Genomic DNA, 24,095 nt, shown 5'->3' with positions numbered 1-24,095 from the left:
TTTACTATACGTGTGAATTATAGTAATATGAGTACAGATATTTGACACACGCAATGCGTGTATTCGGATACATATGGAGGAATATATGGAAAGATTTGAATTGATAGCACCGTGTCATTTTGGACTCGAAGCGGTGCTCAAAAGAGAAATTCTGGATCTGGGATATGAAATCTCCCAGGTGGAAGACGGACGTGTTACTTTTTATGGAGATGCAGAAGCCGTATGCAGAGCGAATGTATTTTTGCGGACAGCAGAGCGTATTTTGATCAAGGCAGGATCATTTAAGGCGGTTACATTTGATGAATTGTTTGAAAAGACCAAGCAGATCCCCTGGGAGCATTATATCCCGCGAGATGGAAAGTTCTGGGTGACGAAGGCTGCATCGGTAAAAAGCAAGCTGTTCAGTCCATCGGATATTCAGTCAATCATGAAGAAAGCGATGGTGGAGCGGTTGAAGAGCTGCTACCATATTTCCTGGTTTGAGGAAAGTGGAGCATCCTACCCGGTGAGAGTGTTTCTTATGAAAGATATTGTCACGGTAGGGATTGATACATCCGGGGTTTCACTTCATAAGAGAGGATACCGGCAGCTGTCAAGCAAAGCGCCGATCACAGAGACACTGGCGGCGGCACTGATCATGCTGACGCCATGGAAGAAAGATCGTATCCTGGTGGATCCGTTCTGTGGAAGCGGAACATTTCCGATTGAAGCGGCGATGATGGCAGCAAACATTGCGCCGGGTATGAATCGTTCTTTTACTGCCGAGGAATGGACCAATCTGATTCCAAAGAAAGAATGGTATGACGCTGTCAATGAGGCGAATGACCTGATACAGGACGACGTGGAAGTAGACATCCAGGGATATGATATTGATCCGGACGTGGTAAGAGCGGCGAGAAAGAATGCAGAAGATGCAGGCGTGGATCATATGATCCATTTTCAGCAGAGAGCCGTGCAGGATCTGCGCCATCCGAAGAAATACGGTTTTATCATCACAAATCCGCCGTATGGAGAGCGTCTTGAGGAGAAAAAGGAACTTCCGAAGTTATACTCTGATTTTGGAGAAAGTTTCCGTATTCTGGATTCATGGTCAGCGTATATGATCACAAGCTATGAAGATGCAGAGCGCTATTTTGGAAGAAAAGCAGACAAAAACAGAAAAATCTACAATGGAATGCTGAAGACATATTTTTACCAGTTTATGGGACCGAGACCGCCAAAAGCAAAGAAATAGAGGAATAACAGATGGAAAAGAGAATTATTTTTGCAACCGGAAATCAGAATAAGATGAAAGAGATCCATATGATCCTGGCTGATCTGGGAATGCCGATCTATTCTATGAAAGAAGCTGGAATTGATATTGATATCGTAGAGGATGGAACCACATTTGAGGAAAACGCACAGATTAAGGCAAAGGCAATCGCAAAGTACTTGCCGGATGATATTATTCTGGCAGATGATTCCGGGCTTGAGATTGATTATCTGAATAAGGAGCCGGGAATTTATTCGGCCAGATATGCGGGAGTTGATACTTCCTATGATATCAAGAATCAGATGCTTCTGGACAGGCTTAAAGGAGTGCCGGATGAAAAGCGTACCGCAAGGTTTGTCTGTGCCATTGCGGCGGCATTTCCGGATGGTACAGTAGAAACTGTTCGTGGTACGATCGAAGGAATGATCGGATATGAGATTGCAGGAGAACATGGATTCGGATACGATCCGATTTTCTATGTTCCAGAGTATGGCTGCACAACAGCAGAGATGGACCCGGTACAGAAAAATGAACTCAGTCACAGGGGACGTGCACTTCGTGCCATGCGTGCGATTATGGAAGTAAAAGAGAGAGAAGAATAGAGGGCGTATTTTATGAGAGTATTGATCGTCAGTGATACTCATGGAAGACATACAAGTCTTGACAGGGCGCTGAAAGAGGCCGGAGAGATCGACATGTTTATCCATCTGGGAGATGTAGAAGGCGGAGAAGATTATATTGAGGCTGTTGTAGAATGTGAAAAACATATGATAAGAGGAAATAATGACTTTTTCTCCTATCTTCCGGCGGAAGAAGAGTTCTGGATCGGAAAGAAGAAAGTGTTTATTACTCATGGACACAGTTATTATGTTTCAATGGAGACAGAGCAGATTCGGGAGGAAGGGGCTGCAAGAAATGCGGACATTATTATGTTCGGTCACACCCATCGCCCGTATTTTGAAGAAAGAGACGGGATTACTGTGTTAAATCCGGGAAGTCTGTCTTTTCCGAGGCAGGAAGGAAGAAAGAGCAGTTACATGATTCTGGAGACAGATGGAGAAGAAAAATATGAATTTGTGCAACATTTCTTGTAAAAAATAGAAAAACAAAGAAGTGTTGGCGAAAATGCGGATATATATTTTGTTTACATGTTGACATTTTGTGAAAATATGGTATAATGATTTAAAACTTAGGGTGGTAATTGTTTTACAAGCTAGACCTATTTACATTGTTGCTATGAGAGCAGATTTCTTGTACAACGGGGTAAATAGGTCTCTTTTTGTCTGTATGTAAGTAATGGTGTTTTAGGAGTGGGCGAGAGTCGTGATAATTCAAAGGATTTTAAACAACAATGTTGTAATTGTGAAAAATAAAAAGGGACAAGAAGAAATCGTGTGTGGAAAAGGAATTGCGTTTAAGAAAAAAGTTGGTGAGTTTGTAGATGTTTCCGCAATCAATAAGGTGTTTACGCTTCGCGGGAGAAAAGAATTAGAATATTTTCAGGAATTATGGGAAGAGATTCCGGTGGAATATTTTAAGGTTGCAGATGATGTTGTAGGGATGATAAAACTGGAGCTTGGAAAGAAAATCAGCGACACACTTTATATTTCTCTTATAGACCACATTTATATGGCAGTCCAGAGGAGCGAAAAAGGGATACAGGTGAGAAATGCCATGATGTGGGATATTCAGCGGTTTTACCCGGAAGAATTTCATCTGGGTGAAAAAGCATTGGGAATGATTCAGAAAAAATTGAATGTATCTTTGTTGCAGGATGAGGCAGCTTTTATAGCGCTTCATATCGTCAATGCATCTGCAGATGGAAGTGATATGACAAAAGTTTTGGAAATTACAAAGCTTATCGGAGAAATTGAGACGATTGTCAAAAGATATTATCGGATGGAATTTGAAAATGAGTCAGTATATTATTACCGCTTTGTAACACATTTAAAATTTCTGGCACAGAGGCTGGTGACAAAAACGACATATGATGAGGAAGAAAGTGAACTGTTTACCATGGTCAGAGATAAATATGATCAATCGTACCAGTGTGTAGAGCGAATTGCAAAGTTTATACAGGAAGAATATCACTGTGGTCTTTCCGGGGAAGAAAAGTTATATTTGACAATTCACATTGAACGGGTAACAGAAAAAGGAATGAAAGGAAAAAAGAACGAAAATGAGGCGGAAATATGAAAAACTGGCACAGGAAATTGTGAAAAAAGTAGGAGGAAAGGAAAATATTATCAGTTTGAGACATTGTGTGACACGTCTCAGATTTCAATTGAAAGATGTTGAAAAGGCAGATACAAAGGGGCTGGAAGCAACAGATGGTGTGATTACAGTAGTCCAGGCGTTGAGTGAATATATGGTAGTTATCGGGCAGCATGTAGGGGAAGTATACAAAGAAGTATGCATCCAGGCGGGGCTGGATACTGCAAAAGAGAATACTTGTGAAAAGCCGGAGAAAAAAAGCGGGTTGGAAACAGCACTTCTGACCGTGATGGCGGGAATTGGCCCTACGCTGTATCTGCTCGGAGCAAGTGGAATGATCAAAGGAATACTTGCTGTATGTGTTATGCTGGGATTATCAGCAGATACAACTGTTTATACGGTAATGTATGCATTGGGAGATGGCCTTTTATATTTTCTGCCTTTGGTGTTGGGGTATAATCTGGCAAAATATTGTAAAATCGAACCTTTTGTTGGTGTGTGGCTGGCAGCGGCCATGTGTTATCCCAAAATACAGGGACTTGAGATCAGTATATTGGGAATGAACAATACAGTCCACTATACATCGACTTTTTTACCAATTATATTTTCGGTATTAATTGCGTCACTGATTTATCGTTTCCTGGAAAAACGGATGTCGGAAACAAGGAAAAATCTTGTGATTCCGCTTTTGACGCTTTTGGTGGCATTTCCATTCGGCATTCTGGTGGCAGGTCCGTTTGGAAACTGGATGGCAGAATGGCTTCACAGAGGAATTATGGCATTGTGTGGATTCTCGCCTGTTTTGATGGGAGTTTTGATAGGTGGATTGTGGCAGGTTCTGGTATCTGTCGGGATACATGGAATTATTACCGTATTGGCATTTGCTGATGTTCTTGCAGGAAACAGCAGTCCATTGTTAGCACTTTCTTATAGTGCATCCTTTGCTGTCAGCGGAGTTGCATTTGCGGTATTTATGAGATCCAGAAATAGTGGAGAAAAACAGACAGCCAAAGCGGGTGCAGTTTCTGCGATCATGGGAGCAACAGAACCGGCGATGTATGCACTGATCAAACCTGATAAAAAGCGGTTTGCACTGTGTTGTGCCGGAGGCGCGCTTGGGGGTGCGACAGCAGGATTTTTTGGAATTTCAATGCATGCATATGCAGGAATGGGAATAACGGGTCTTTTTGGATTTTTTCAAACAGGAGATGTAAAGCTGGTGGGAGTATTGCTGATGGCAGTATTGCCGTTTGGATTTACATGGTTGATAGAGATGCTGTTATACAGACAAGAAAAAGCCGTGGAAAGTGAAGAAATAATTGTGATGTCGGTCAATGGGTCTGTGGAACAATTGGAGAATGCTGAGGATACAGTGTTTGCAAGCAAGGCATTAGGAGATGGTGTACTGTTACATTCTGATGATGGAAAAGTCTATGCACCGTGTGATGGGATTATACAAACCGTGTTTCCGACGAAACATGCAATTGGGATAGAAAGCACAGACGGAAGCGAGATTTTGATCCATATGGGAAATAATACGGTGGCTCTGAATGGAAAATATTTTACTGTGCATGTGAAAGAGAAGGATGAAGTGAAAGCAGGCCAGATTTTAGCTGAGTTCGATAAAAAAGAGATAGAAGCGCAAGGCTATAACTGTGAGATACCGATGGTTGTGACTAATATGGAGATGTATGAAATGTCAGGAGAGCCGACATACAGAAATTATAAGAAAGGAGAAGAAATTTTCAGGCTGAAAAAGAAAACCAATGTTTAAATATGATTAGGAGGAAGATGAAAATGAACAAAGTCAACAGACAAAGACCGTTTGGAGCGAAGGATAAATGGTCATATGCAATGGGAGATTTAGGGTGCAATATGAGTTTTGCGCTGAACAGCTATTTGATGCTGTTTTATACACAGTATATTGGGCTGGATTTAGGAACATGGGGAATCATTATTTTGCTTTTGAAAATCTGGGATGCGATTAATGATCCGATCATGGGAGCATTAATGGATGCGTTGAAACCGGGAAAAAGAGGAAAATTTAAAACTTATATTTATTATGGATCTTTTGTACTGTTATTTTCAGGAGCGTTATGTTTTCTGCCGATCCCAAGTGCACCTTATCCGATTAAGGTACTGGTATGTGTTGTGGGATACCTGATCTGGGATATGGCATATACTGTTGTCAATGTACCTTATGGAGCAATGAATGCAGCTATTACTACAGATCCGACAGAGAGAGCACAGTTGTCAACTTACCGCGGAATCGGATCAATGATCGCGAATATTGTTGTTTTGATTACTTTACCGTTATTATGTTACGATAAGGATAACAATCTGATCGGAAGCAGAATGTTTATTGTGGCGTTAGTGCTTGGAATCATTGGTTTTGCGGCATTTCAGATTCTGATCAAAGGGACTGTGGAGAGAGTGGCTGTCTCCCATGAACCTCAGGAAAAAGTGAAATTTAATTATTTCGAGTCATTAAGCGCTTTTTTGAAAAATAAAGCAGTTGTAGCGATTACGATTGCATCCATTGCGCTGATCATCATGCAGATAGGGCTTTCCAGCGCGAACCAGATTGTATTTCAGAGTTATTTTAAAAATGCAAAATTATCCGGTATTCTGGGGCTTGCAACAATGATTCCATCTTTAATTGTAATACCACTGGTAAAACCGACAGTACAGCGCTTCGGAAAACGTGAAGCTGCAGCAGCCCCAATGCTGATTGGAATTTTGGCGGCAGCAGGAATTGTATTTCTTCCGATAACACCTGACAATACGGGAATGATGATTTATATTATCTTAGCAGTACTCATAAACAGTTCCTGTATTTTTTTCTCGACTGTTGTGTGGGCACTTGTGGCGGACAGTGTGGATTATCAAGAATTACAGACAGGAAAATGAGAAGAGGGAACTATATATGCAACGTATTCTCTGGGAAGAAAACTGGCTCAGGGAGTGGGAGTATCGATTGTTTCGTTCTTGTTGATCTTAACAGGATATGATGAGAATCTGGGGGCACAGCAGAGTGTAGATGTGGCAAGAAATGTATTGATTCTGATCGGTCTGGTATATGCAGTTTGTGTTGCTGCCCAATACATTTGTTTGCGGTTTGTGTATCCGCTGGATAAAAACAAGACATTAGAGCTGGAAAAGAAACTGGGACGTTCCAATGTGGAATTGATTGGTGAAACAGGAGACGAAGAATGAGACGAAAAATAGAAATTAATGAAAATTGGTTTTTTACAAAAGAAAGACCAAATCTGACAGCACCCGATTTTTCGGCAATGCAGGAGATAACACTGCCTCATACGTGGAATGCAGAAGACGGGGCAGATGGGGACGATTATTATGACAGAAGAGAATGCTGGTATGTTCGAAAACTGGAGCGTCCTCAGGGCGATGAAATTTATTTGGAGGTTCCGGCTGCAAGTCAGACTGCACATGTGTATCTCAATGGAGCAGAGATCGGGCATCATATCGGAGGATTTTCGCTGTTTCGGATTCGTTTGACGGAAAGATTGGAAGAAAAGGAGAATATTCTTGCAATTGCAGTAGATAATTCGGAAAGTCAGGATACATATCCGCAATTTGCGGACTTTACCTTTTTCGGTGGTTTGTATCGAGGTGTAAATTTACTGGTTGTACCTGAACGGCATTTTGAATTGGAAGAATATGGAGGTCCCGGGATTTATGTGACTTCACACCTAAACGAAGATGGAAAAGCAGAAGTTCTGGTGCAGGGAAAGGTATCAGGCGGGCAAAGTGAAGCATATAAGGTGCAGATACGGAATGGAGAAGGGGAGATTATTCTGGAAGCAAATACAGAGAAACCTGAAAAAGTGTTTTTCATAGATAATCCAAGAGTATGGAATGGGAAAAAAGATCCCTATTTATATACAGCGAAAATGATCATGGAAGGTTCCGGTGATGAGGTAAGTACCCGATTTGGTATTCGGGAATTTTATGTGGATGCTGAAACAGGATTCTTCCTGAATCAGGAGAGTTATCCTTTGCGCGGAGTTTCCAGACATCAGGACCGACAAGGAAAAGGATGGGCAATCAGCGAGGAAGATCAAAGAGAAGATGCGATGTTGATTCATGAAATAGGAGCTACAGCAGTAAGACTGGCACATTATCAGCATGCACAGAGTTTTTATGATTTTTGTGATGAGTTAGGTATGGTAGTTTGGGCGGAAATTCCATTTATTTCTCGTTTTATAAATACGAAAGAAGCAAAAGAGGATACTGTACGACAGATGCGGGAATTGATTATGCAGAATTATAATCATCCAAGTATTTGCTTTTGGGGGATCAGTAATGAAATCACGATGGGGGAAGAGTCTGATGAACTTGTGGAAAATCAGAGGATTCTGCAGAAATTATGCCACAAGCTGGACCCGTCCCGAAAAACAGTGCTTGCAAATCTGACAACTGTGGAGAGCCAAAGTGAACAGAACAAGATTACAGATTTATCGGCCTATAATGTTTATATGGGATGGTATGCAGGAAAAGTAGAGGACTGCGGAGCGTGGATGGACTCTCTCCATAAAGAAAATTCTGATATGTGCATGGGAATTTCGGAATATGGCGCAGATACCAATGTTCAATATCATTCGGATGCTCCGAAACGTCAGGATTATACGGAAGAGTACCAGTCTTATTATCACGAAAAAATGCTTCAGGCAATACAGGAACGACCGTATCTCTGGTGCAGCTTTGTGTGGAATATGTTCGATTTTGCGGCAGATAAGAGAAAAGAAGGTGGCACACAAGGGCGTAATACAAAAGGTCTGGTTACATATGATCGGAAAATTAAAAAGGATGCATTTTATCTTTATAAAGCATATTGGACAGAAAAACCGTTTGTGCACATCTGTTCAAAGCGTTTTCAAAAAAGACCGGGAGACACTACAACAATAAAAGTATACGCCACAGGAATCGAAAAGGCGGAACTTTGGATGGATGGAAAACGGATCCAAGAACAAAAAGGGACATATTGTTTCCTGTTTGAAGGTATTAAATTAACTCAAAATCACCAAATTACAATTTATGGTTATTGCGGAGATGAGAAGGTTTGCGAAGACGAGGCCGCTTTTACTCATACAGATGGATTGGAGGCAGAGTATATTCTGGAGTCCGGCGAAAATGACGGAGTCAACTGGTTCCTGGATGAGTATGGAGAAAAAAAGAAGCTTGAAGCAACACAGGGCTTTCTGTCTGTATATGATGAGATAGGGACAATACTGGATACAGAGAAAGGCAATGAAATTCTGAATGGGTTGTTTATCTCGTTTGGAGAAGGTGGTAAAGCGTTACTGACTGAGAGTGTGCAGAATTCAATTCGTTCGTTGACATTCGTAGAGCTTGCGAAAATGATCGGACCAGCAATTACACCTGAAATGTTAAATATGCTCAATGAGCAATTAAGGCATGTAAAAAATTCTTAAAGAATGGGCCGGCGTGATGGTCGGCCCTATTCGTTACTGTTCACACTCAATCACCTTTATTAAATAAAAACAAAAAATATAAAAAAGGTATTGACTTTTTTTATACATGTGGATATAATAACTATGTTGCGTCTGACAGAGACGAAACATGAGGTGATGCGGATTGGTGTAATGGCAGCACAGCAGACTCTGACTCTGTTAGTAGAGGTTCGAGTCCTCTATCCGTAGGTTATAAGATAAGAATTTCTTATCTTATATCGGAGTGTGGCTCAGCTTGGTAGAGCGCTACGTTCGGGACGTAGAGGTCGCGTGTTCGAATCACGTCACTCCGATTTTACCCCCATTTTATGGGGGTTTTTCATTTTTTAGGTGTTGAAAAAGTTGGTTGGCTTTGGTTGGGATTATCCAGTGTGTGCCAGATTCTTAAATTTGGCATTTCGCTCTTGGATAATCTTTTTCTTTTCGGCAAGGTTTGAAGTGTCATAGGTATAATACTTCTCGTTGACCTCGGTAGTATGTCCTAACATACTTGCGACCACTGATTTTGGTGTGCCTTTAGCTTGTAAGTCGGAACTGGTTGTTTTCCGTAGCTTAGTGATACCACCACCGTTTAATTTGTTTTCCCGGCATAACCGTGTCATGCAGTCAGTTATGTTTCTTGCATGGGTATAACTTCCATTGCCATCCGTGAAAATCCATTCACATAAAATTCCATGTTCTTCTTGTACTCGCTTGATGCGTGCCAATAAGTGATTAATCTGTCCGTCAACCGGATAGGCTCTTGATTTCTTGGTTTTAGTCTTACCAACAGAAAATTCATTTTTTAACCGATTGTGTTTTGCAGATTTATTGATACTGATGCAGATATCATTGATATCAGACCATTTCAAGGTTGATAGCTCACTAACCCTCATACCCGTGTACATTGCTAATTCTATGGCATAAGGCGGCATATATAAAGGGTTCTCCCTATAATATCCATGCAAGGCTTTTAAGATAATAGCAAGTTCAGTATCGGTATAGTATTTATCGCAGTCAGATACTTCAATTTCTCCACAATGTTTTGTAAAGTCCTTAGGCTCAAGAAATTCCACTGGATTATCTGTGATAATTTTTTCAATTCTTGCGTATCTAATCACGTTTTTTATATAGCTGAAAAACTTACGTGTGGTTTCTTTGCACAATTCAAGTCGCTTGATGGTTTCCAACATAAAAACTTTTATTGTGTTCTCATTAATCTGATTAATAGGCATCTCAGCAAAGTCTGTACCAACAAAGAAACGTTTGCAGTCAGTATTAAACTTATAGATTGAGTTATCGTCTAATTCTAAATCCTTAATACTTCGCCACATGTAATAGACTTCTAGGAAAGTAGGGCAAGTCTTTTCCTGCTTTTTTCGGGATTCCTCAATGACATAATACTCTATGATTTTACTATTCAATTTTTCCTCGTTGACACTCTCAATCTGCTTTCCCTTTGGCGGTTCAACCCCCTCTTTTGGTAAATAGCTGTACCACTTACCATTTTTTCCTTGCCAGTAGTTATACATTTTTTTGTGTAAATCAAGAACTTGTTTTTTATTCATATCAACCTGTTCTTGTATATCCGTTAGCGAAAGTATACCAGTTTTTAATTCTTGATACAATATCTTTATTGAATCTGCTCTCGACATAATGGCTTTCTCATATTGCAGGATTTCAAGGGCGTTCAGTTTAGCCAGTACAATCACGCCCCTTTTTAATTTTCAGATATGTAACACTGCTGTCTTTAAGGGGTGAGCCGTTTGTAATGATAGATTTTGTATCATACACCTGTCTGGTATATTCTTTCTGAAAGACGACATTCTCTTGTGTTAAATCCTGTAGAATATCATCTGTAAGCATTAACTTTTGTTCAATTGGCATTTTAAGGTTTTGAGATTTGAAAAATGCCTTTTTTTTGTGTTCCTTTAACTCTAGGTCTTTACCAAAATATTTGCTTAAATAACGTCCTCTGTTCTCCATGCTGTCTACATCAATGCGGTTTATTTTGATAAATCCATACGTCCATAAATCTTGTAGTTTTTCCTTTGCCACAAACGGAAAATCAAAGAAAATAACATGGTAGTGGATTGCTCCACGTTTCTGTTTCTCCCACGTTGCAATATATTTCAATGTCTGGACTTTGGTTTGATACAGATAGTAATTTAATCGTTGTATAAAATACTTAAATTCCTTGTTGGTTATAGTGATGTCTTGAATATTCTCTCGGAATGTCAGCGTTAAAAATTTGGTCTTGTTATCAAAATTGCAGTCAACAATACGGGCAATCTCCCAACGGGTTTGCTCATAGTGTTTTTGCTTGCGCTTTAAACTGTCATATTGCTTATGAGCCGACATTTCATCAAATACTTTACGTTTATGTGCTTGTGTATTACTTGTTTTTGAATCTGAATTTGAATGGCTGTAAATTGGAGTTTCATAGAAATACACTTCTTTCGTAGTAGGAGTTTCAATGATTTTCGTATTGTATACAAAACATTGTTTTGCTTTGCCCACGAAATTCACCTCGTATCCTATTTTGTATGTGCTTGTTTCTACTCCGATTTTTCGGAAGATGTTGTTTTATATATCAAGTAAAGATAGAACGATATCTGTTTCCTTAAATGGTGCAGATAGTCAGCACCTTATGACGTTGTCCGGCACTGACTATCTGCCCCCTTTAGGGAACTATTTTGTTCCGGCTTTTCTGATATTGGCAGCTTCTGCTTTGACGGATAAGCGTCCATTATAAAGACTCGCCCATGTATGTAGTCCCTCAAATGAAACGGTCACTTGTCCTCTTTGCTCCAATTCTTCATTAGACACAAGCTGATTGGCATTTTTAACGCCAACTTTGATTTTCTCAAATTTCAGCTTTGGAAAAAGAACAGTGTAGTAGAAGCCTAGTTTCTCTTTGGTGTTGTAGTCAATCCATTCAGATACTTCGACTAATTGAAATTGTTCCTCCAGTTTGTCCGGGTTTAAAATGAAATCAGTTCCTCTAATCAATAAATATGACCTCCTTAAAATATTTGATTATCTGATATTCAGATATTTATTATAATACAGCACAGAATAAGCGATGTCAAGAGAAATATCTTAATATCCGATAAAAAGATTGACAGAGTGAAAACATTGAAATATAATGAGCATAAACAAGGAGGATTGCGATGAATAAAATAAAAGAATTGAGAAAAGAAAATAACATCACAGTTGCGGAATTGGCAAAAGAGTTGGGAATTTCACAAAGTATGCTGACTAACTATGAAAATGGGAATGGAACTCCAAGGGATGATTCTATATGGGATAGGTTATCACAACTGTTTGGCGTAAGCAAAAGTCATGTTATGGGATTGACTACAGATATTGATGTGGTTCACAGAAAGAAAAAATTTAAAGCGGTTGTGGATATGTCAGAACCCATATCAATACAAGTGGAAAATCAAACAGACATTGATATCTTGACTAAGTTGGACCTACTGGATGATGAAGATACAAACAAGGTATTAGACTTTATTAACAATCTTCTTACTATAAAGAAATATGAGGGAATTGAAGATAGTCCAATCGAATATGTGACGAAATAGCAGAAGTAATCTAAGGCGTCCACTTGCCCAGCCGACCCGCCGCCCTGTTAGGAACCGTCGCTCTGGGCATCCTTCGGAACGTTGGTTTTTGAAAGAACACGAACAAGAAAGAACTAGATGTGGAAAGTATACAGAGAATAGCAGACAGCACGATTGCGAAAGTGTTGTCTGTTATTCTTTTTCTTAGTCATATTCAAAAACAACGGTTTTAAAGGGTTTCTCTCCATAACGAATCAGCCATGCAGAATAATAGAGATTGATTTCAAGGGTAGTAGGAGTGCCGTTAATCTTGTTGTGTTCTGTTTCGATTTTACGAATAGTCTCATCAATTCCCCAATATTTGTAAACAATAACAGTTAGCTCCGTGTCTCGTGTGCCTTGATTACTGAATGACATGCTGTTACGGACATGGTAATCGGGCAGACTGATGTAATAGCAGATTCCGGCAATTAGACAGAACAATAAAAATGTAGTTATGACTTTTATTTTCATGTGTATGCACCTCTCTTTCTTAAATCCCTAAGGGGATAACTATATAGTACCTCGCTGTATAGTGAATTACTACATAAAGATTTATTAAATATACTTTGTGTAGGGGTGATGTATATGAATTATGGACATTTAGAGTTAAGGATAGAAGAACTGTTGAAAGAACGGGATATCAGTAAGAATACCATTTGCAAAGAGTTGGATATTCCGAGGTCAAATTTTAACAGATATTGCAGAAATGAATTTCAAAGGCTGGATGCAAATTTGATTTGTAAGTTATGTGATTATTTTGATTGTGAAGTTGGCGAATTGATTTGTTATGTAAAAGAATAACGAGCTGTTGCTGTTATTGGCATGGAATGGATAAAAGGGTATGCGGAGGTGTGAAAGTCTCTCATACCTTTTTACTTGTGTATTTTATAAAATCGAATTATACTGTGAGTAGTGAAAGTTAAGCAAATAGAATTTGTAAATCTGGACAAATCCGATTTATTATATGAAAGGAAATTATATTATGAAAATTGATGTATGTTCAAAGAAAGAACAGGATTATATTATTGAAAGACTGGTGGAATATAATCTATCTCAGGTTGAGGCTAAACAGAAAGAAAATTTCATAGATTTAAGCAAGAAAATCGGTAAGGATGATAAGATTGTTGCTGGTATTGTAGCAAGGATGTATTGTTGGAATGTAGTTTATGTTGATACATTGTGGGTCGATTCTAGTTATAGAGGGAAAAAACTTGGTAGCTTACTTTTAGAAGAAGTTGAAAATGATGCTAAATCAAAAGGTGCTAAACTTATTCATCTTGATACATTTGATTTTCAAGCCAAAGAATTTTATGAGAAGCAAGGGTATATTGTATTTGGTATATTAGAAAATTGTCCAGAAAAGCATTATAGATATTATTTGAAAAAAGTCTTATAGTTCTTAAATCAAACTTTTGGTCAATATATAAAACTCGACAACTTACAGTTGATATTTCACATATTTTAGGAAATTTAATAACTGTTATATTTAATTATCAAATTCTTCGCAAACCCTTGAAAATACTAAGTTTGTAGCAAGTGAGCTTTCCCTTACTCTTTCCCTTGTGTTATATTCTCACATTGGTTTTCATGAACCTTAATATGGGAAAAAATAAGGGAAAGAAAATTTCATAACACAGTATAACAATAACGACATGGTGAACTGATTGAAATGTTTTCGATATTTAACTCTATAACTGATTATTAAAAGAAAATGGAGATAAGATACGATGAGAACAATTTATGCAGAATACAACATAAATCACGATAGTATTGATGTTTACACAAGTGCCGGATATATGCTTCGCATTGATTGCTGGAAAGCTGAAAAAAATCTAAAAACCACATACGGATCAGAATGTGCGCTTACTTCATTGGCTGTGGATGAGCCTTTGGAATATGCAAGATTATATCTTGAGGGTAATTTACAGATGTGGGTAGATGCAGAAGACTCACTAGAGTTATAATTCTTATCCATATAAATAATATGCAAATATATATCCCATCAATATAGCGAATATACTGAAGTAAAAGTATCTTTATAATCAATTTTAACCAAAAGAATATGTTCTTAGAGGAGGTGTCTCCCGAAAGAACATATTCTTCTATTATGGGTATTATAAATATAGAACATGCTTTTCTTGTGCTACAATTTCTTCACTATGAGTTACAACAATAACTGTTTTTCCCTGTTCACTTAACTCATGCAATATATTCATAACAATCTCACTATTTTTTTTGTCTAAGGAACCAGTTGGTTCGTCTGCTAATACAATCGAACATTTCTTTAGCATTAAACGAGCTAACGCAACTCTCTGCTGTTCGCCACCAGATAATTGATAGACTTTTTTGTTAATTACTTTCTGTAAACCAACTTTTTCAAGAGCTTCATTTATTAAAATATCCGTTCTACCTGATTTTTTTATTATTTCTAGATTTTCTTTTACTGTTTTGTTTTCCAAAAGGGCAAAATTTTGAAATAAAAATCCAACAACTTCTTTGAAATATTTCTGCTTTTTTCCTTTTTTTGTCACATCAAAACCATTCACAATAATAGAACCTTTGTCAGGAGTTTCAATACCTCCAATCATATTAAGTAAAGTACTTTTTCCGCATCCACTTTCGCCACTAATTACCAAAAAACTGCTATCTGGAATTTCCAAATGAAAATTTTTGAACAAAATTTTATCATTATATGCTTTGCATAGATTTTCAATTATTATCATAAGCAACCTCCTTTTAATGATTTCGGTATGTTTGTTTTTTCAACAATTGTGATATTAAAGAAAATAATTGTAAATTCTATTAGTGCCATAAATGAACTAACAAGAATGCTAATTCCTACTTCAGTCTGTACCGATAATAAAGAATAGATAAGCATACCTACTAATATCACAAAATTTTCCACTACAATCATTTTAAGAAGTGTTTTGTGCCGTTCAAATAAACTATATCCAAAGATTTTCATCAAGGAAATTTTCATTGCATTTTCTCGGAACTCTAGTCTACTTACGGTAACAATAATCATAATATTTAAAAGCAATACAATCGTACAAAGAGAACTTAAAAATCCCACGAGTTTTATTAAAAATGTGTGATTATATAAATACTGTTCATGTACGTTTGTAATTACTAGCTGATAATTTCCAAGCATATCTTCATACTTTTTGCTGATATTTCTTAGCTGTTTTTCATCACATTGAAATAAAACTGCTCCTGCTTTATAGCTTTCAAGATACCCACCATTGACTGCTAAATCTTTGTTTGCCTGATAAATAATTATCGGATTTTTGCTTTTTTCGATACCATTTATTCTACTTGTATCTAAATAGGAAAAGTATTCTGTTTCGCTATACTCTATGTACTGAATATTTAATTGTTGTAAATTATCATGATTTAAAACATGGCTCAAGGAGTCATAGGCTAATTGCTTGTTTTTAGCAAAATATCTATTCTTTGGAATGAAAATAATCAAATCAGAAGATTCATTCTCTACTGCATTTATCTGCTTCGTAAAACCTTGTAACATATCTTTTGCATGATTATTTACATATATCACATCATTTTTATCATTTAAAATATTCAAGCATATTACAGGCTTTAATGTGTTATATTCATTCTTGTATAGTTTATTCCAAAAAGCTTCTTCTTTTTCAGCATTAAAATCAGTAGTCTTTACGGTAAAATAATTTGCATCATAATATTCTTCTAACAAATGTTCATTTGTAAATAGGTTATTATGAATACTACTAATATTAGTGATAATTGTAAAAACAGCGGCTACCCCTGCTATAAATTTTAACGAATAAATTAAAAAATCCACTCCTCTTTTGTGTGTTGCATTTGCGAATGCCTTTCTAATATCAAAAAAGCAAAAAGAACAATATGGAATAGTGGAAAGAATAATTCCAATGGAATATAAAATTGTGACGAGTCTATTCTCATATGCTCCCGATATATAATTTGACAGCAATATTTTTGCAACAATAAATAATGCAATGTCAAAAGTTACATCGAATAAAGCAGCCTTAAATGCTATGAAACCAGCACTTTCTCCTAAGGAAACTCGTACAACAACCTCTTTTTTTCGCCTAACCACTTCAATTACATTTAGAACAATCATCAATGCAATAATCATACCCCATATAATAAAAATCATGTCCTTTTCCGTAGAATTCCAATATTCTGGATAAGTTAAGCTATATTTTTCTGATAATTTCTGATATGCAGAGATAATATTGTCCTCATTTCCTATGTATGAGATAAAGTTTTCATAACCCACAGAGGTACTTTGCAATTCTGAGAGATTATGAAATTTTACTTTCGTAATTCCGGAAACTAAAGCGGTATATTCTGATTCTTCTATGTTTGCAGTATTTTTTAATGTTTGTCTGATTACTTTATCATCGCCATAAATATGAAGTGTTGAAAGGTATTTATTATTGATTTCATTGTACTGAGAAAAAATATGTACATCATTCTCCGTTGCAGTTTCTGATACATCTTTCAGAAACTGCGACATATCTTCACTAGCAACTTCATAGCGTGATGACGTAAAATATGCTGTAGAAAAGTTCCAAAGCTGATCTTGAAATATTTCAGATTGCATAAGTATTCCAAAAATCAGGAAACAAAACAAACATAAGTTTTTAATTGCTTTCATTTATTTCAACCCCAGATTCCATACTTTATTTGCTTTTTCAAATATCGTAGTCAATATTGTGCTATTTTCATCAACAATCCATTGATCTTCTTGATCTTCAGCTTTTTTGCTACTTGACAACATAATTTGAGTATTCAAATCCTTATAGTCATTAAATAGCACGCCTTGACTTATTCCTTGGTGAAATGGTTTTATCCAAATAATTAGTGCATATCGAACATCTGACTCAGCTATCGCAAGATTTCCATTCCAAAGCAAATAATCAGGGACAGACACACTATACTGGAATCCATCTTTATCTGTGTAAATTTTTACTCCAGATTCTTCTATTTCAGGGAAGTCTTTCTGAAATTCGTTATATGGTTTATAACTCCCGAAGTACCAAAATAAATTATAGCAACAGAACAAAATAACCAAAACAATTCCTATATATTTTATTTTTTTCTTCATTTATATACACTCCACAAAAAAGAGTGGTTGGAATTCCAACCACTCAGCCATTATCCCGAACCTTTGTTTAGTAGCTATTACCGTAGGTAATACTATTTCCTTTATGAGCAACCTCAATTTTAGACCAATTACCTTTACCAACATTTGAACCCGAAAAAGAACCATTTCCATTTTTGACATATGCGTAATGATCTTTAGTTGAATGATATGCGTGTGCATAATCTTCATTAATAGCAAGAGTATTATAACCATAAGTCAAAACACCTTTTCCGCCATCAGATGTAGTGCTCAATTCCCACTTTTTATCAAATGTCTTATTCCCGTTTGTAACAGAAAATGCCATTACTGGAATTGATGAAGAAATTAACATTGCACTAATAGCTACCCCTACAATCACTTTCTTTGCTCTCATAAGTTTTACCTCCTTTGATCTGCTGTATTTCTATTTATATTTTATCAAATATTTTGTATCTAGTCAATCAGTATCTTGACTTATATAGCGTCGAATTGTAAGATATATTCCTTGTAAAATTAACCAAAAGAACAACAGATTTATTGATAATGCTTTTTTAATTACTTCTCCAAAATAAATGATGACAGCCGCACTTGTCAGTATCATCAGTAGGGTAATAACATCCCAACAGTTTTTCTTATATAATTCTATAACCTTTATTTCTATCAGTATCGCCAGTATTCCTGTCCCTGCCACACATATTCCCACAACCAATATCAGCAATAACCAATATATGATTCCGGCTATAATCTCATTTGGAATTTTTGTGCTGATTTGTGCCACAGATTGCCCGGCATCAATCGTCCAACCAATAAAAGTTTGTATGAATGATGCTGCATCATGGAAGAATGATTTGCAATCGGAAAGGAACACATCTGACTGTACTGCCTGAAAAAGAGTGGTTGTCAGCGAATACCATGCAAGAAGGAACAAGGTTGTTTGGAACATTACCGTTTTTGCTTTATATTGTCCTGCAAGTTGCTCTTTTTGTGTTTCGTATCTTGCTTTTGCATTCTGATAGGCTGTCCGGTCACAGGCTTCGCATTTTTTATAGAGTACCGGCTTTTCTACCGGTATCTCTACGATTTTCTGATGTGTCCGGGCATAATCCCGTTGTTGTGTTAAGCATCGTATTTTATCTTGACATTCCTCTATCGTGACGTTTGCGCTTCGCAGCTTCTCTTTCTCGCTCCGCAATGCTCTGTCTGCCAGCTTCAAGTCGTTCTTTAATGCTTGAATATTCCCGGCTCTGTTCTCTTTGTTTAATTTCTCGTTCAAGGTCAGAGATTCGTTGAGCTGCGTCTTCAGTTCCACGATAAGCTGGTCTTTCTGTTCCAACTCTTCTTGTATCTCCTCGGTCAAGAGCAGAAGTTCTTCCAACTGTTCGGCGTTCTTTAATTCTCTGGATTCGTTCATCTATATCACGTCCTTTCTCTACCTGCTGTTCCAGTTCAGCAATTCGGTGTTCTGTTTCAGTAATAAACTGTTTTCGCTGTTCAGCTTCTGTGCCAATATCTGCCATTGCTGATTTTCGTTTTCCAAAAGTTCTATCTTCGTTTTCTGTTCTTCCATCTTGGAAAGCAGTTCCTCGGTATTTGGCAAAATGTTGAGCAGCTCGGATAACTCGCTGTTTAATTTTTGCAATTTCTGATTCTGTTCCTGCATAAGAGAGAGTTGGGTGTCCCGGTTCTGCATTTCCAGAAGCATTTCTGCCATTAAGGTCTGCTGTTCTTCGATTTGCCCAATCATAGATTCCATTAAGGGTATAATTTCCCGGCTTTCTTCTAATGTCATTTAATCGCTCCTTCCATAATGATAATGCACCAGATACTTTCCCAAAGGTGTCCAGTATCTTTTGCAATAACGTGTTTTGTTGTTTTATGATTTGATTTTCCGCTACTTTCCACGAACCTTTTATTTCCTGCCCGGCAAGAAACTTCTGTTCAATCTTTCTTGCGTCAGCACCTTCATGGATGGTAGGAATCTGGAGTTTTCCCTGCTTTTCATAAGAACGGTGATCGACCTGATTATGCAAAGGCAGATGTTCATTACACACCTTTGCCCACTCGCTCCGCCACAGTTCACAGTTTTTTGGATTGTTCCATCCCGTAGCATCGGTCAGTACCCGTTTCCATTGCAGGCGGTTTCTTGCACCAATCTTCTGGATTCCGTTTTCATCTAATACAGGGATACGGATTCCATGACGGTCAGGGTTTTTCTTATCCTGCCACCAGTTCGGATGGGATTCATCAATCACGATATTTCCGCTTTTATCTCTGACAAAACCCCAATCTTTGACTTCTTTCTTCCCCCAAGAATGATCCGGGTTAAAAGGGCGCATTGTCAGAAGCAGATGGACATGAGGATTGCCATCCCCTTTGTCGTGGATACTCCAATCAGCACACATTCCCTTATCCACAAATGTTTTTTTGATATAGTCGGCTGTATATTGAATCTGTTCCTGTCTGCTCCATTCTTTTGGGAGGGCAAATTCAAATGACCTGCCAAGTTGGGCATCTGCACTTTTTTCAATCTTCAATACCTCATTCCATAACCGTTGTTTCTGAAATGTGATTTTAAATTTTTCTAAAGCAGCTTCTTTATCTTCTGACCTTTTGTATCGGACAGATTTTTGAAAGCGTTTTATATTTTCTTCTGGTACTATCTGCCATTCAGGAGGTGCGTTTTCGCACATCATCAGACTGGTGTAGATCACTTCTTTTTTAGAAGTGTAATAACTGATTCTCCCGGTTTCCTCGTTTTTCATCACATCCCCATTGAGATATGCGGAAGCGGAGATAACAGATTTCCCTTTACTTCGTCCGACTATTTTGACTGTGTAATGAAAAATCGCCATGTCTGGATTCCTCCTTTCTGCACATCCGGCATAGATTTCCGGCAACATTGCTTTCAGTTTTAGAAAAAGCAGTATTGCCGGAACGCCCTCTGCGTAAGAGTGCCCTGCGCATAGCAGCCTGCATGGAATGCGCCTCTCTGGCGAAGAGTGCCTCCTGCGGCATGAGCAGGTCTGGCTGAAAGCCCCGCCGACGGAACGAGCCCGGCAAGCGTGAGCGAAGACCGGTTGCCACTTGTGGCAAACTTATTGGGACGACCTCTGGTTGTCCATAAGTGCGCCCTTCATGAAAAAGCAATGAAGGGAATGAAAAACTCATCCCCCGCCATTACACTTCCTCCATATCGGTATTTGTTTCTTTCTGCATTGCCTTTGAAAAAAATTTCCCATTGGCTTCCTGCTTTTTCAGAAAACCAATCAGCTTTGGGATGTCCTCTTCCTCAATAGGCGCACCGAGAACGGATTCCACCGCACCGCCAACCTGACAGAGCCTATGGGTTCGTTTTTTACTTTCTTCGGCTTTCTTTCGTTTCAGAAGTTCTTTCTTCTGTACTGCATATCGTTTTGCTTTTTCAAGGCTTTCCTGTTCCTTCTTTTCCATTTCAAGCATTCGTTCTTCATAACTTTTTGTTGATTTTGCCATGATTACATTCCCCTTTCTTTTACAAACATAAGTTCTCGGTTGCGTATCAGAAGAAGCACATGGTATAATCTTCTTGCGTGTAGGTATATCATGGCTTCGGTCTGATAGAACCTTTGGCGGTTTCTTGGGAAGCCGCCTTTTTAATTTGCCGCAGTTCTTGTTACGGCTTTTACATTTCCTCTATCCCTCAAATCACGACCTTCATTAGCTTCCATAAACATTTCCAGAATATCGGTTTTAATCAGGACTTTGCGACCAACCTTTAATACTGGAAGTTTCTTCCATTCTACAAGCTGTCTTAAGGTATTTCTGCCGATTCCCGTATAGTCAGCAGCTTCTTCGATGGATAATGCAATTTTTCTTTGCGTCATATAATCACCTCCTTATAAATTGCATTATGCAATTCTTGTGATGTAAGTATATCCTTTTCACATCTTTTTGTCAAGCGTTACGAAATATTAAAAACAAATATTATATTGCATATTGCAATTATAGAAAAACAATGCTATAATTCATACATACCGAAAAAGGAGGCAGTCAGCATGAAAGATAAAGAACTACGCAAGCTGATAGGCAGCAGAGTAAAACAGCGCCGTCTGGAATTGAATCTGACACAGCCTTATGTCGCAGAAAAGATGGGTGTTACCGCTTCTACAATCCTGCGTTATGAGAATGGTTCGATTGACAATACGAAAAAAATGGTGCTGGAAGGTCTTTCGGAAGCACTCCATGTATCTGTGGAATGGCTCAAAGGGGAAACAGATGAATATGAAACCGACATTACGGATAAGAGAGAGTTACAGATTCGTGATGCGATGGGAGATATTCTGGAACAGTTACCGCTTGCCCTTACCAAAGAAGAAGATGCTTTTTCAAAAGATTTATTACTGCTGATGTTAAAACAATATGGTCTGTTTTTGGATTCCTTCCAGTTCGCCTGCAAAAACTTCAAGGGAAATGCTGGTCAGACGGATATTGCCAAAACAATAGGGTTTGAATCGAATGAGGAATATAATGAGATTATGTTCTTAAGGGAAATCACTCACACCATCAATGCTTTTAATGAGATGGCAGACGTTGTAAGGCTCTATTCCAAGAAACCAAAAGCAGCAGAACAAAGGCTTGCAAATCTTTTATCAGAAGTCTTATACGAAGATTCCGAATCGGTATAGTAAGACAACCGGAGTTATGATATACTTACACGCACGAAGCATTTCATCAGTTCCGATTGTCTAATATCGAAAGGAGACATACGATTATGGCAAAAGGATCTGTAAGAAAAAAAGGAAAGAAATGGTACTACCGCTTCTATGTAGAGGACGCAAGCGGCAATCTTGTTCAGAAAGAATGCGTTGGAACAGAAAGCAAAAGTGAAACTGAAAAGCTGCTCCGTCAGGCAATGGATGATTATGAGAAAAAGAAATTTGTTGCCAAAGCGGAAAATCTCACAGTCGGACAGCTTTTGGATGTGTGGGCAGAGGAGGAATTAAAAACAGGTACGCTCAGCAATGGTACGGTGGAGAATTACCTCGGAACAATCCGAAATATCAAGAAACACCCATTGGCAGAACGGAAACTGAAAAATGTAACCTCTGAACATTTGCAATCCTTCTTTGATTTGCTTTCCTTCGGGGGAGTTCATCCCGACGGAAAAGAGAGAAAGGGTTACAGCAAAGATTATATCCATTCTTTTTCCGCAGTCATGCAGCAGTCCTTCCGTTTTGCAGTATTTCCAAAGCAGTATATTACGTTCAATCCCATGCAGTATATTAAACTGCGGTATCAGACGGATGAAGTGGATTTGTTTTCCGATGAGGATATGGACGGAAATGTCCAACCAATTTCACGAGAAGATTATGAAAGATTGCTTGCTTATCTGCAAAAAAAGAACCCAGCCGCAATACTTCCAATCCAGATAGCCTATTATGCCGGGCTTCGTATTGGAGAAGCCTGCGGTTTGGCATGGCAGGACGTAAATCTGGAAGAACAATGCCTTACCATAAGACGCAGCATCCGATATGATGGCTCAAAGCGCAAATATATCATCGGACCAACCAAGCGGAAAAAAGTAAGGGTTGTTGATTTTGGAGATACACTGGTAGAGATTTTCCGTAATGCCCGGAAAGAGCAGTTAAAAAATCGAATGCAGTACGGAGAACTTTATCACACGAACTACTACAAAGAGGTCAAAGAGAAAAACAGAGTGTACTACGAATATTACTGCTTAGACAGAACAGAGGAAGTCCCAGCAGATTATAAAGAAATTTCTTTTGTTTGCTTAAGACCGGATGGTTGCCTGGAACTTCCGACTACTTTGGGAACGGTATGCAGAAAGGTGGCAAAAACATTAGAGGGATTTGAAGGCTTTCATTTCCACCAGTTACGTCACACCTATACAAGCAACCTTTTAGCAAATGGAGCAGCCCCAAAAGATGTGCAGGAATTGTTGGGACACTCAGATGTCAGTACCACAATGAACGTCTATGCTCACTCCACAAGAGATGCGAAACGAAAATCGGTTCGGCTTCTTGATAAAGTGGTGGGCAATGACTAAAAAATTTCCCTTATTTCCCTTGTGATTATCTCATAAGGGCAAAAATAAGGGAAACTACATATCATTTCACTAATGGACATGCGGGAAAGCCTATAAAATAGGGAAAGTTAGAGAGATAATTATATAAATTCCAGTTTGTCAAAATTAAGTACATAATCTTGCTTGGCACAATGGCGGAAATTAGCCACAGGGAACACCTATGGCTAGTGTTTTTTAGCTAATCTATTGAATTTAATAAACTTTTAGAACAAACGGATATACAAGTTTTCCTTTCTGACCGTTTAGGTCGCTTGTTTATATTTGTCATTGGTTGGCTTTTGGTTGGGATTCTTAAATACCCCTTACAAAGCCCGTAAATACGTTGTTCGTT

General features: G+C 38.1%; 24 protein-coding genes, 2 tRNA genes and 1 pseudogene. 15 read left to right on the top strand and 12 right to left on the bottom strand.

Annotated features, from left to right (window positions below; translation table 11 throughout):
- Positions 1-85: 85 nt before the first annotated feature.
- From FXV78_RS02615 to FXV78_RS02570, 9 genes and pseudogenes are all read left to right on the top strand, one after another.
- Entirely contained in the window at positions 86-1,234 is a 1,149-nt protein-coding gene (locus FXV78_RS02615) for a THUMP domain-containing class I SAM-dependent RNA methyltransferase (RefSeq protein ID WP_039959859.1), read from the top strand.
- 11 nt (positions 1,235-1,245) lie between these two features.
- Positions 1,246-1,854, top strand: a complete 609-nt coding sequence (locus FXV78_RS02610) for an XTP/dITP diphosphatase (RefSeq protein ID WP_004843538.1) — start codon at positions 1,246-1,248, stop codon at positions 1,852-1,854.
- A gap of 12 nt (positions 1,855-1,866) precedes the next feature.
- Positions 1,867-2,346 carry a metallophosphoesterase family protein gene (locus FXV78_RS02605; RefSeq protein WP_004843537.1) on the top strand — a complete coding sequence of 160 codons (480 nt, stop codon included), beginning with the start codon at positions 1,867-1,869 and terminating at the stop codon, positions 2,344-2,346.
- 229 nt (positions 2,347-2,575) lie between these two features.
- On the top strand, positions 2,576-3,448 hold the full coding sequence (gene licT, locus FXV78_RS02600) for a BglG family transcription antiterminator LicT (RefSeq protein ID WP_004843536.1): 873 nt from the start codon (positions 2,576-2,578) through the stop codon (positions 3,446-3,448).
- Positions 3,432-5,240: a glucose PTS transporter subunit IIA gene (locus tag FXV78_RS02595; RefSeq protein ID WP_004843535.1), complete on the top strand. Its 1,809-nt coding sequence runs from the start codon at positions 3,432-3,434 to the stop codon at positions 5,238-5,240. The genes licT and FXV78_RS02595 overlap by 17 nt, the downstream gene beginning before the upstream one ends.
- 2 nt (positions 5,241-5,242) lie before the next feature.
- Positions 5,243-6,682 (top strand): annotated as a pseudogene (locus FXV78_RS02590) (MFS transporter).
- Positions 6,679-8,922, top strand: a complete 2,244-nt coding sequence (locus tag FXV78_RS02580) for a glycoside hydrolase family 2 protein (protein WP_004843532.1) — start codon at positions 6,679-6,681, stop codon at positions 8,920-8,922. The pseudogene FXV78_RS02590 and the gene FXV78_RS02580 overlap by 4 nt, the downstream one beginning before the upstream one ends.
- 157 nt (positions 8,923-9,079) lie before the next feature.
- Positions 9,080-9,150: transfer RNA gene (locus tag FXV78_RS02575), tRNA-Gln, on the top strand.
- 30 nt (positions 9,151-9,180) lie between these two features.
- Positions 9,181-9,254 (top strand) — tRNA-Pro (locus tag FXV78_RS02570).
- Between the two features lie 69 nt (positions 9,255-9,323).
- Here FXV78_RS02570 and FXV78_RS02565 read toward each other — a convergent pair.
- The 3 genes from FXV78_RS02565 to FXV78_RS02555 all read right to left on the bottom strand — a co-directional run bounded on the left by FXV78_RS02565 (position 9,324) and on the right by FXV78_RS02555 (position 11,952).
- The gene (locus FXV78_RS02565) at positions 9,324-10,595 is read right to left on the bottom strand and encodes a tyrosine-type recombinase/integrase (RefSeq protein ID WP_179974618.1); all 1,272 of its coding nucleotides are present in this window, start codon (positions 10,593-10,595) and stop codon (positions 9,324-9,326) included.
- 40 nt (positions 10,596-10,635) lie between these two features.
- The gene (locus FXV78_RS02560) at positions 10,636-11,460 is read right to left on the bottom strand and encodes a rolling circle replication-associated protein (protein ID WP_004614644.1); all 825 of its coding nucleotides are present in this window, start codon (positions 11,458-11,460) and stop codon (positions 10,636-10,638) included.
- Positions 11,461-11,631: 171 nt separating this feature from the next.
- Positions 11,632-11,952: a hypothetical protein gene (locus tag FXV78_RS02555; protein WP_004614643.1), complete on the bottom strand. Its 321-nt coding sequence runs from the start codon at positions 11,950-11,952 to the stop codon at positions 11,632-11,634.
- A gap of 161 nt (positions 11,953-12,113) precedes the next feature.
- Between FXV78_RS02555 and FXV78_RS02550 the strand changes: the two genes are divergently transcribed.
- Positions 12,114-12,530: a helix-turn-helix domain-containing protein gene (locus FXV78_RS02550; RefSeq protein ID WP_004614642.1), complete on the top strand. Its 417-nt coding sequence runs from the start codon at positions 12,114-12,116 to the stop codon at positions 12,528-12,530.
- A 183-nt stretch (positions 12,531-12,713) separates the two neighbouring features.
- Here the strand turns inward: FXV78_RS02550 and FXV78_RS02545 are convergent, their stop codons facing one another.
- Complete coding sequence (locus FXV78_RS02545; RefSeq protein ID WP_039959858.1) at positions 12,714-13,022, bottom strand: hypothetical protein; 309 nt, start codon at positions 13,020-13,022, stop codon at positions 12,714-12,716.
- A gap of 114 nt (positions 13,023-13,136) precedes the next feature.
- Here FXV78_RS02545 and FXV78_RS02540 point away from each other — a divergent pair, with 114 nt between their 5' ends.
- The 3 genes from FXV78_RS02540 (at position 13,137) to FXV78_RS02530 (ending at position 14,515) form a co-directional block, all read left to right on the top strand.
- The gene (locus FXV78_RS02540) at positions 13,137-13,352 is read left to right on the top strand and encodes a helix-turn-helix domain-containing protein (RefSeq protein ID WP_004614640.1); all 216 of its coding nucleotides are present in this window, start codon (positions 13,137-13,139) and stop codon (positions 13,350-13,352) included.
- A gap of 181 nt (positions 13,353-13,533) precedes the next feature.
- A complete protein-coding gene (locus tag FXV78_RS02535; protein WP_330371137.1) occupies positions 13,534-13,947 on the top strand; it encodes a GNAT family N-acetyltransferase in 414 nt (137 codons plus the stop codon).
- Between the two features lie 331 nt (positions 13,948-14,278).
- Positions 14,279-14,515 (top strand): DUF6061 family protein, encoded by a 237-nt coding sequence (locus FXV78_RS02530; protein ID WP_004843528.1) that lies wholly within the window; start codon positions 14,279-14,281, stop codon positions 14,513-14,515.
- Positions 14,516-14,665: 150 nt separating this feature from the next.
- Here the strand turns inward: FXV78_RS02530 and FXV78_RS02525 are convergent, their stop codons facing one another.
- The 8 genes from FXV78_RS02525 to FXV78_RS02485 form a co-directional block, all read right to left on the bottom strand.
- Positions 14,666-15,274: an ATP-binding cassette domain-containing protein gene (locus FXV78_RS02525; RefSeq protein ID WP_004843527.1), complete on the bottom strand. Its 609-nt coding sequence runs from the start codon at positions 15,272-15,274 to the stop codon at positions 14,666-14,668.
- Positions 15,271-17,211, bottom strand: coding sequence for a DUF1430 domain-containing protein (locus FXV78_RS02520; RefSeq protein WP_004843526.1), 1,941 nt, complete (start codon positions 17,209-17,211; stop codon positions 15,271-15,273). Before FXV78_RS02520 ends, FXV78_RS02525 begins: the two co-directional genes overlap by 4 nt.
- Entirely contained in the window at positions 17,212-17,661 is a 450-nt protein-coding gene (locus FXV78_RS02515) for a hypothetical protein (protein ID WP_004843525.1), read from the bottom strand.
- A gap of 67 nt (positions 17,662-17,728) precedes the next feature.
- The gene (gene mdcF / locus FXV78_RS02510) at positions 17,729-18,073 is read right to left on the bottom strand and encodes a broad-spectrum bacteriocin mediterrocin MdcF (protein WP_005608346.1); all 345 of its coding nucleotides are present in this window, start codon (positions 18,071-18,073) and stop codon (positions 17,729-17,731) included.
- A gap of 63 nt (positions 18,074-18,136) precedes the next feature.
- The gene (locus FXV78_RS02505) at positions 18,137-18,871 is read right to left on the bottom strand and encodes a DUF6040 family protein (RefSeq protein ID WP_004843523.1); all 735 of its coding nucleotides are present in this window, start codon (positions 18,869-18,871) and stop codon (positions 18,137-18,139) included.
- On the bottom strand, positions 18,810-20,531 hold the full coding sequence (locus FXV78_RS02500) for a MobA/MobL family protein (protein ID WP_039959853.1): 1,722 nt from the start codon (positions 20,529-20,531) through the stop codon (positions 18,810-18,812). Before FXV78_RS02500 ends, FXV78_RS02505 begins: the two co-directional genes overlap by 62 nt.
- 325 nt (positions 20,532-20,856) lie before the next feature.
- A complete protein-coding gene (locus tag FXV78_RS02490; RefSeq protein ID WP_004843520.1) occupies positions 20,857-21,171 on the bottom strand; it encodes a hypothetical protein in 315 nt (104 codons plus the stop codon).
- 140 nt (positions 21,172-21,311) lie between these two features.
- On the bottom strand, positions 21,312-21,542 hold the full coding sequence (locus FXV78_RS02485; RefSeq protein ID WP_004843519.1) for a helix-turn-helix domain-containing protein: 231 nt from the start codon (positions 21,540-21,542) through the stop codon (positions 21,312-21,314).
- 171 nt (positions 21,543-21,713) lie between these two features.
- Here FXV78_RS02485 and FXV78_RS02480 point away from each other — a divergent pair, with 171 nt between their 5' ends.
- Together FXV78_RS02480 and FXV78_RS02475 are read left to right on the top strand one after the other, a co-directional pair.
- Entirely contained in the window at positions 21,714-22,343 is a 630-nt protein-coding gene (locus FXV78_RS02480) for a helix-turn-helix domain-containing protein (protein WP_004843518.1), read from the top strand.
- Between the two features lie 86 nt (positions 22,344-22,429).
- On the top strand, positions 22,430-23,725 hold the full coding sequence (locus tag FXV78_RS02475; RefSeq protein WP_004843517.1) for a tyrosine-type recombinase/integrase: 1,296 nt from the start codon (positions 22,430-22,432) through the stop codon (positions 23,723-23,725).
- Positions 23,726-24,095 lie beyond the last annotated feature (370 nt).

This window comes from Mediterraneibacter gnavus ATCC 29149 (assembly GCF_008121495.1).
Taxonomy (GTDB): Bacteria; Bacillota; Clostridia; order Lachnospirales; family Lachnospiraceae; genus Mediterraneibacter; species Mediterraneibacter gnavus.
Note: the sequence above shows the minus strand (reverse complement) of the source record. Positions and strands in the feature narration are given on the sequence as shown.

Excerpts from the sequence above, each read along its gene's own strand:
- FXV78_RS02615 (WP_039959859.1), top strand. The coding sequence starts at position 86 with ATGGAAAGATTTGAATTGATAGCACCGTGTCATTTTGGACTCGAAGCG.
- FXV78_RS02610 (WP_004843538.1), top strand. The coding sequence starts at position 1,246 with ATGGAAAAGAGAATTATTTTTGCAACCGGAAATCAGAATAAGATGAAA.
- FXV78_RS02605 (WP_004843537.1), top strand. The coding sequence starts at position 1,867 with ATGAGAGTATTGATCGTCAGTGATACTCATGGAAGACATACAAGTCTT.
- FXV78_RS02595 (WP_004843535.1), top strand. The coding sequence starts at position 3,432 with ATGAGGCGGAAATATGAAAAACTGGCACAGGAAATTGTGAAAAAAGTA.
- FXV78_RS02580 (WP_004843532.1), top strand. The coding sequence starts at position 6,679 with ATGAGACGAAAAATAGAAATTAATGAAAATTGGTTTTTTACAAAAGAA.
- FXV78_RS02565 (WP_179974618.1), bottom strand. The coding sequence starts at position 10,595 with ATGTCGAGAGCAGATTCAATAAAGATATTGTATCAAGAATTAAAAACT.
- FXV78_RS02550 (WP_004614642.1), top strand. The coding sequence starts at position 12,114 with ATGAATAAAATAAAAGAATTGAGAAAAGAAAATAACATCACAGTTGCG.
- FXV78_RS02545 (WP_039959858.1), bottom strand. The coding sequence starts at position 13,022 with ATGAAAATAAAAGTCATAACTACATTTTTATTGTTCTGTCTAATTGCC.
- FXV78_RS02540 (WP_004614640.1), top strand. The coding sequence starts at position 13,137 with ATGAATTATGGACATTTAGAGTTAAGGATAGAAGAACTGTTGAAAGAA.
- FXV78_RS02535 (WP_330371137.1), top strand. The coding sequence starts at position 13,534 with ATGAAAATTGATGTATGTTCAAAGAAAGAACAGGATTATATTATTGAA.
- FXV78_RS02530 (WP_004843528.1), top strand. The coding sequence starts at position 14,279 with ATGAGAACAATTTATGCAGAATACAACATAAATCACGATAGTATTGAT.
- FXV78_RS02525 (WP_004843527.1), bottom strand. The coding sequence starts at position 15,274 with ATGATAATAATTGAAAATCTATGCAAAGCATATAATGATAAAATTTTG.
- FXV78_RS02520 (WP_004843526.1), bottom strand. The coding sequence starts at position 17,211 with ATGAAAGCAATTAAAAACTTATGTTTGTTTTGTTTCCTGATTTTTGGA.
- FXV78_RS02515 (WP_004843525.1), bottom strand. The coding sequence starts at position 17,661 with ATGAAGAAAAAAATAAAATATATAGGAATTGTTTTGGTTATTTTGTTC.
- mdcF (WP_005608346.1), bottom strand. The coding sequence starts at position 18,073 with ATGAGAGCAAAGAAAGTGATTGTAGGGGTAGCTATTAGTGCAATGTTA.
- FXV78_RS02500 (WP_039959853.1), bottom strand. The coding sequence starts at position 20,531 with ATGGCGATTTTTCATTACACAGTCAAAATAGTCGGACGAAGTAAAGGG.
- FXV78_RS02490 (WP_004843520.1), bottom strand. The coding sequence starts at position 21,171 with ATGGCAAAATCAACAAAAAGTTATGAAGAACGAATGCTTGAAATGGAA.
- FXV78_RS02485 (WP_004843519.1), bottom strand. The coding sequence starts at position 21,542 with ATGACGCAAAGAAAAATTGCATTATCCATCGAAGAAGCTGCTGACTAT.
- FXV78_RS02480 (WP_004843518.1), top strand. The coding sequence starts at position 21,714 with ATGAAAGATAAAGAACTACGCAAGCTGATAGGCAGCAGAGTAAAACAG.
- FXV78_RS02475 (WP_004843517.1), top strand. The coding sequence starts at position 22,430 with ATGGCAAAAGGATCTGTAAGAAAAAAAGGAAAGAAATGGTACTACCGC.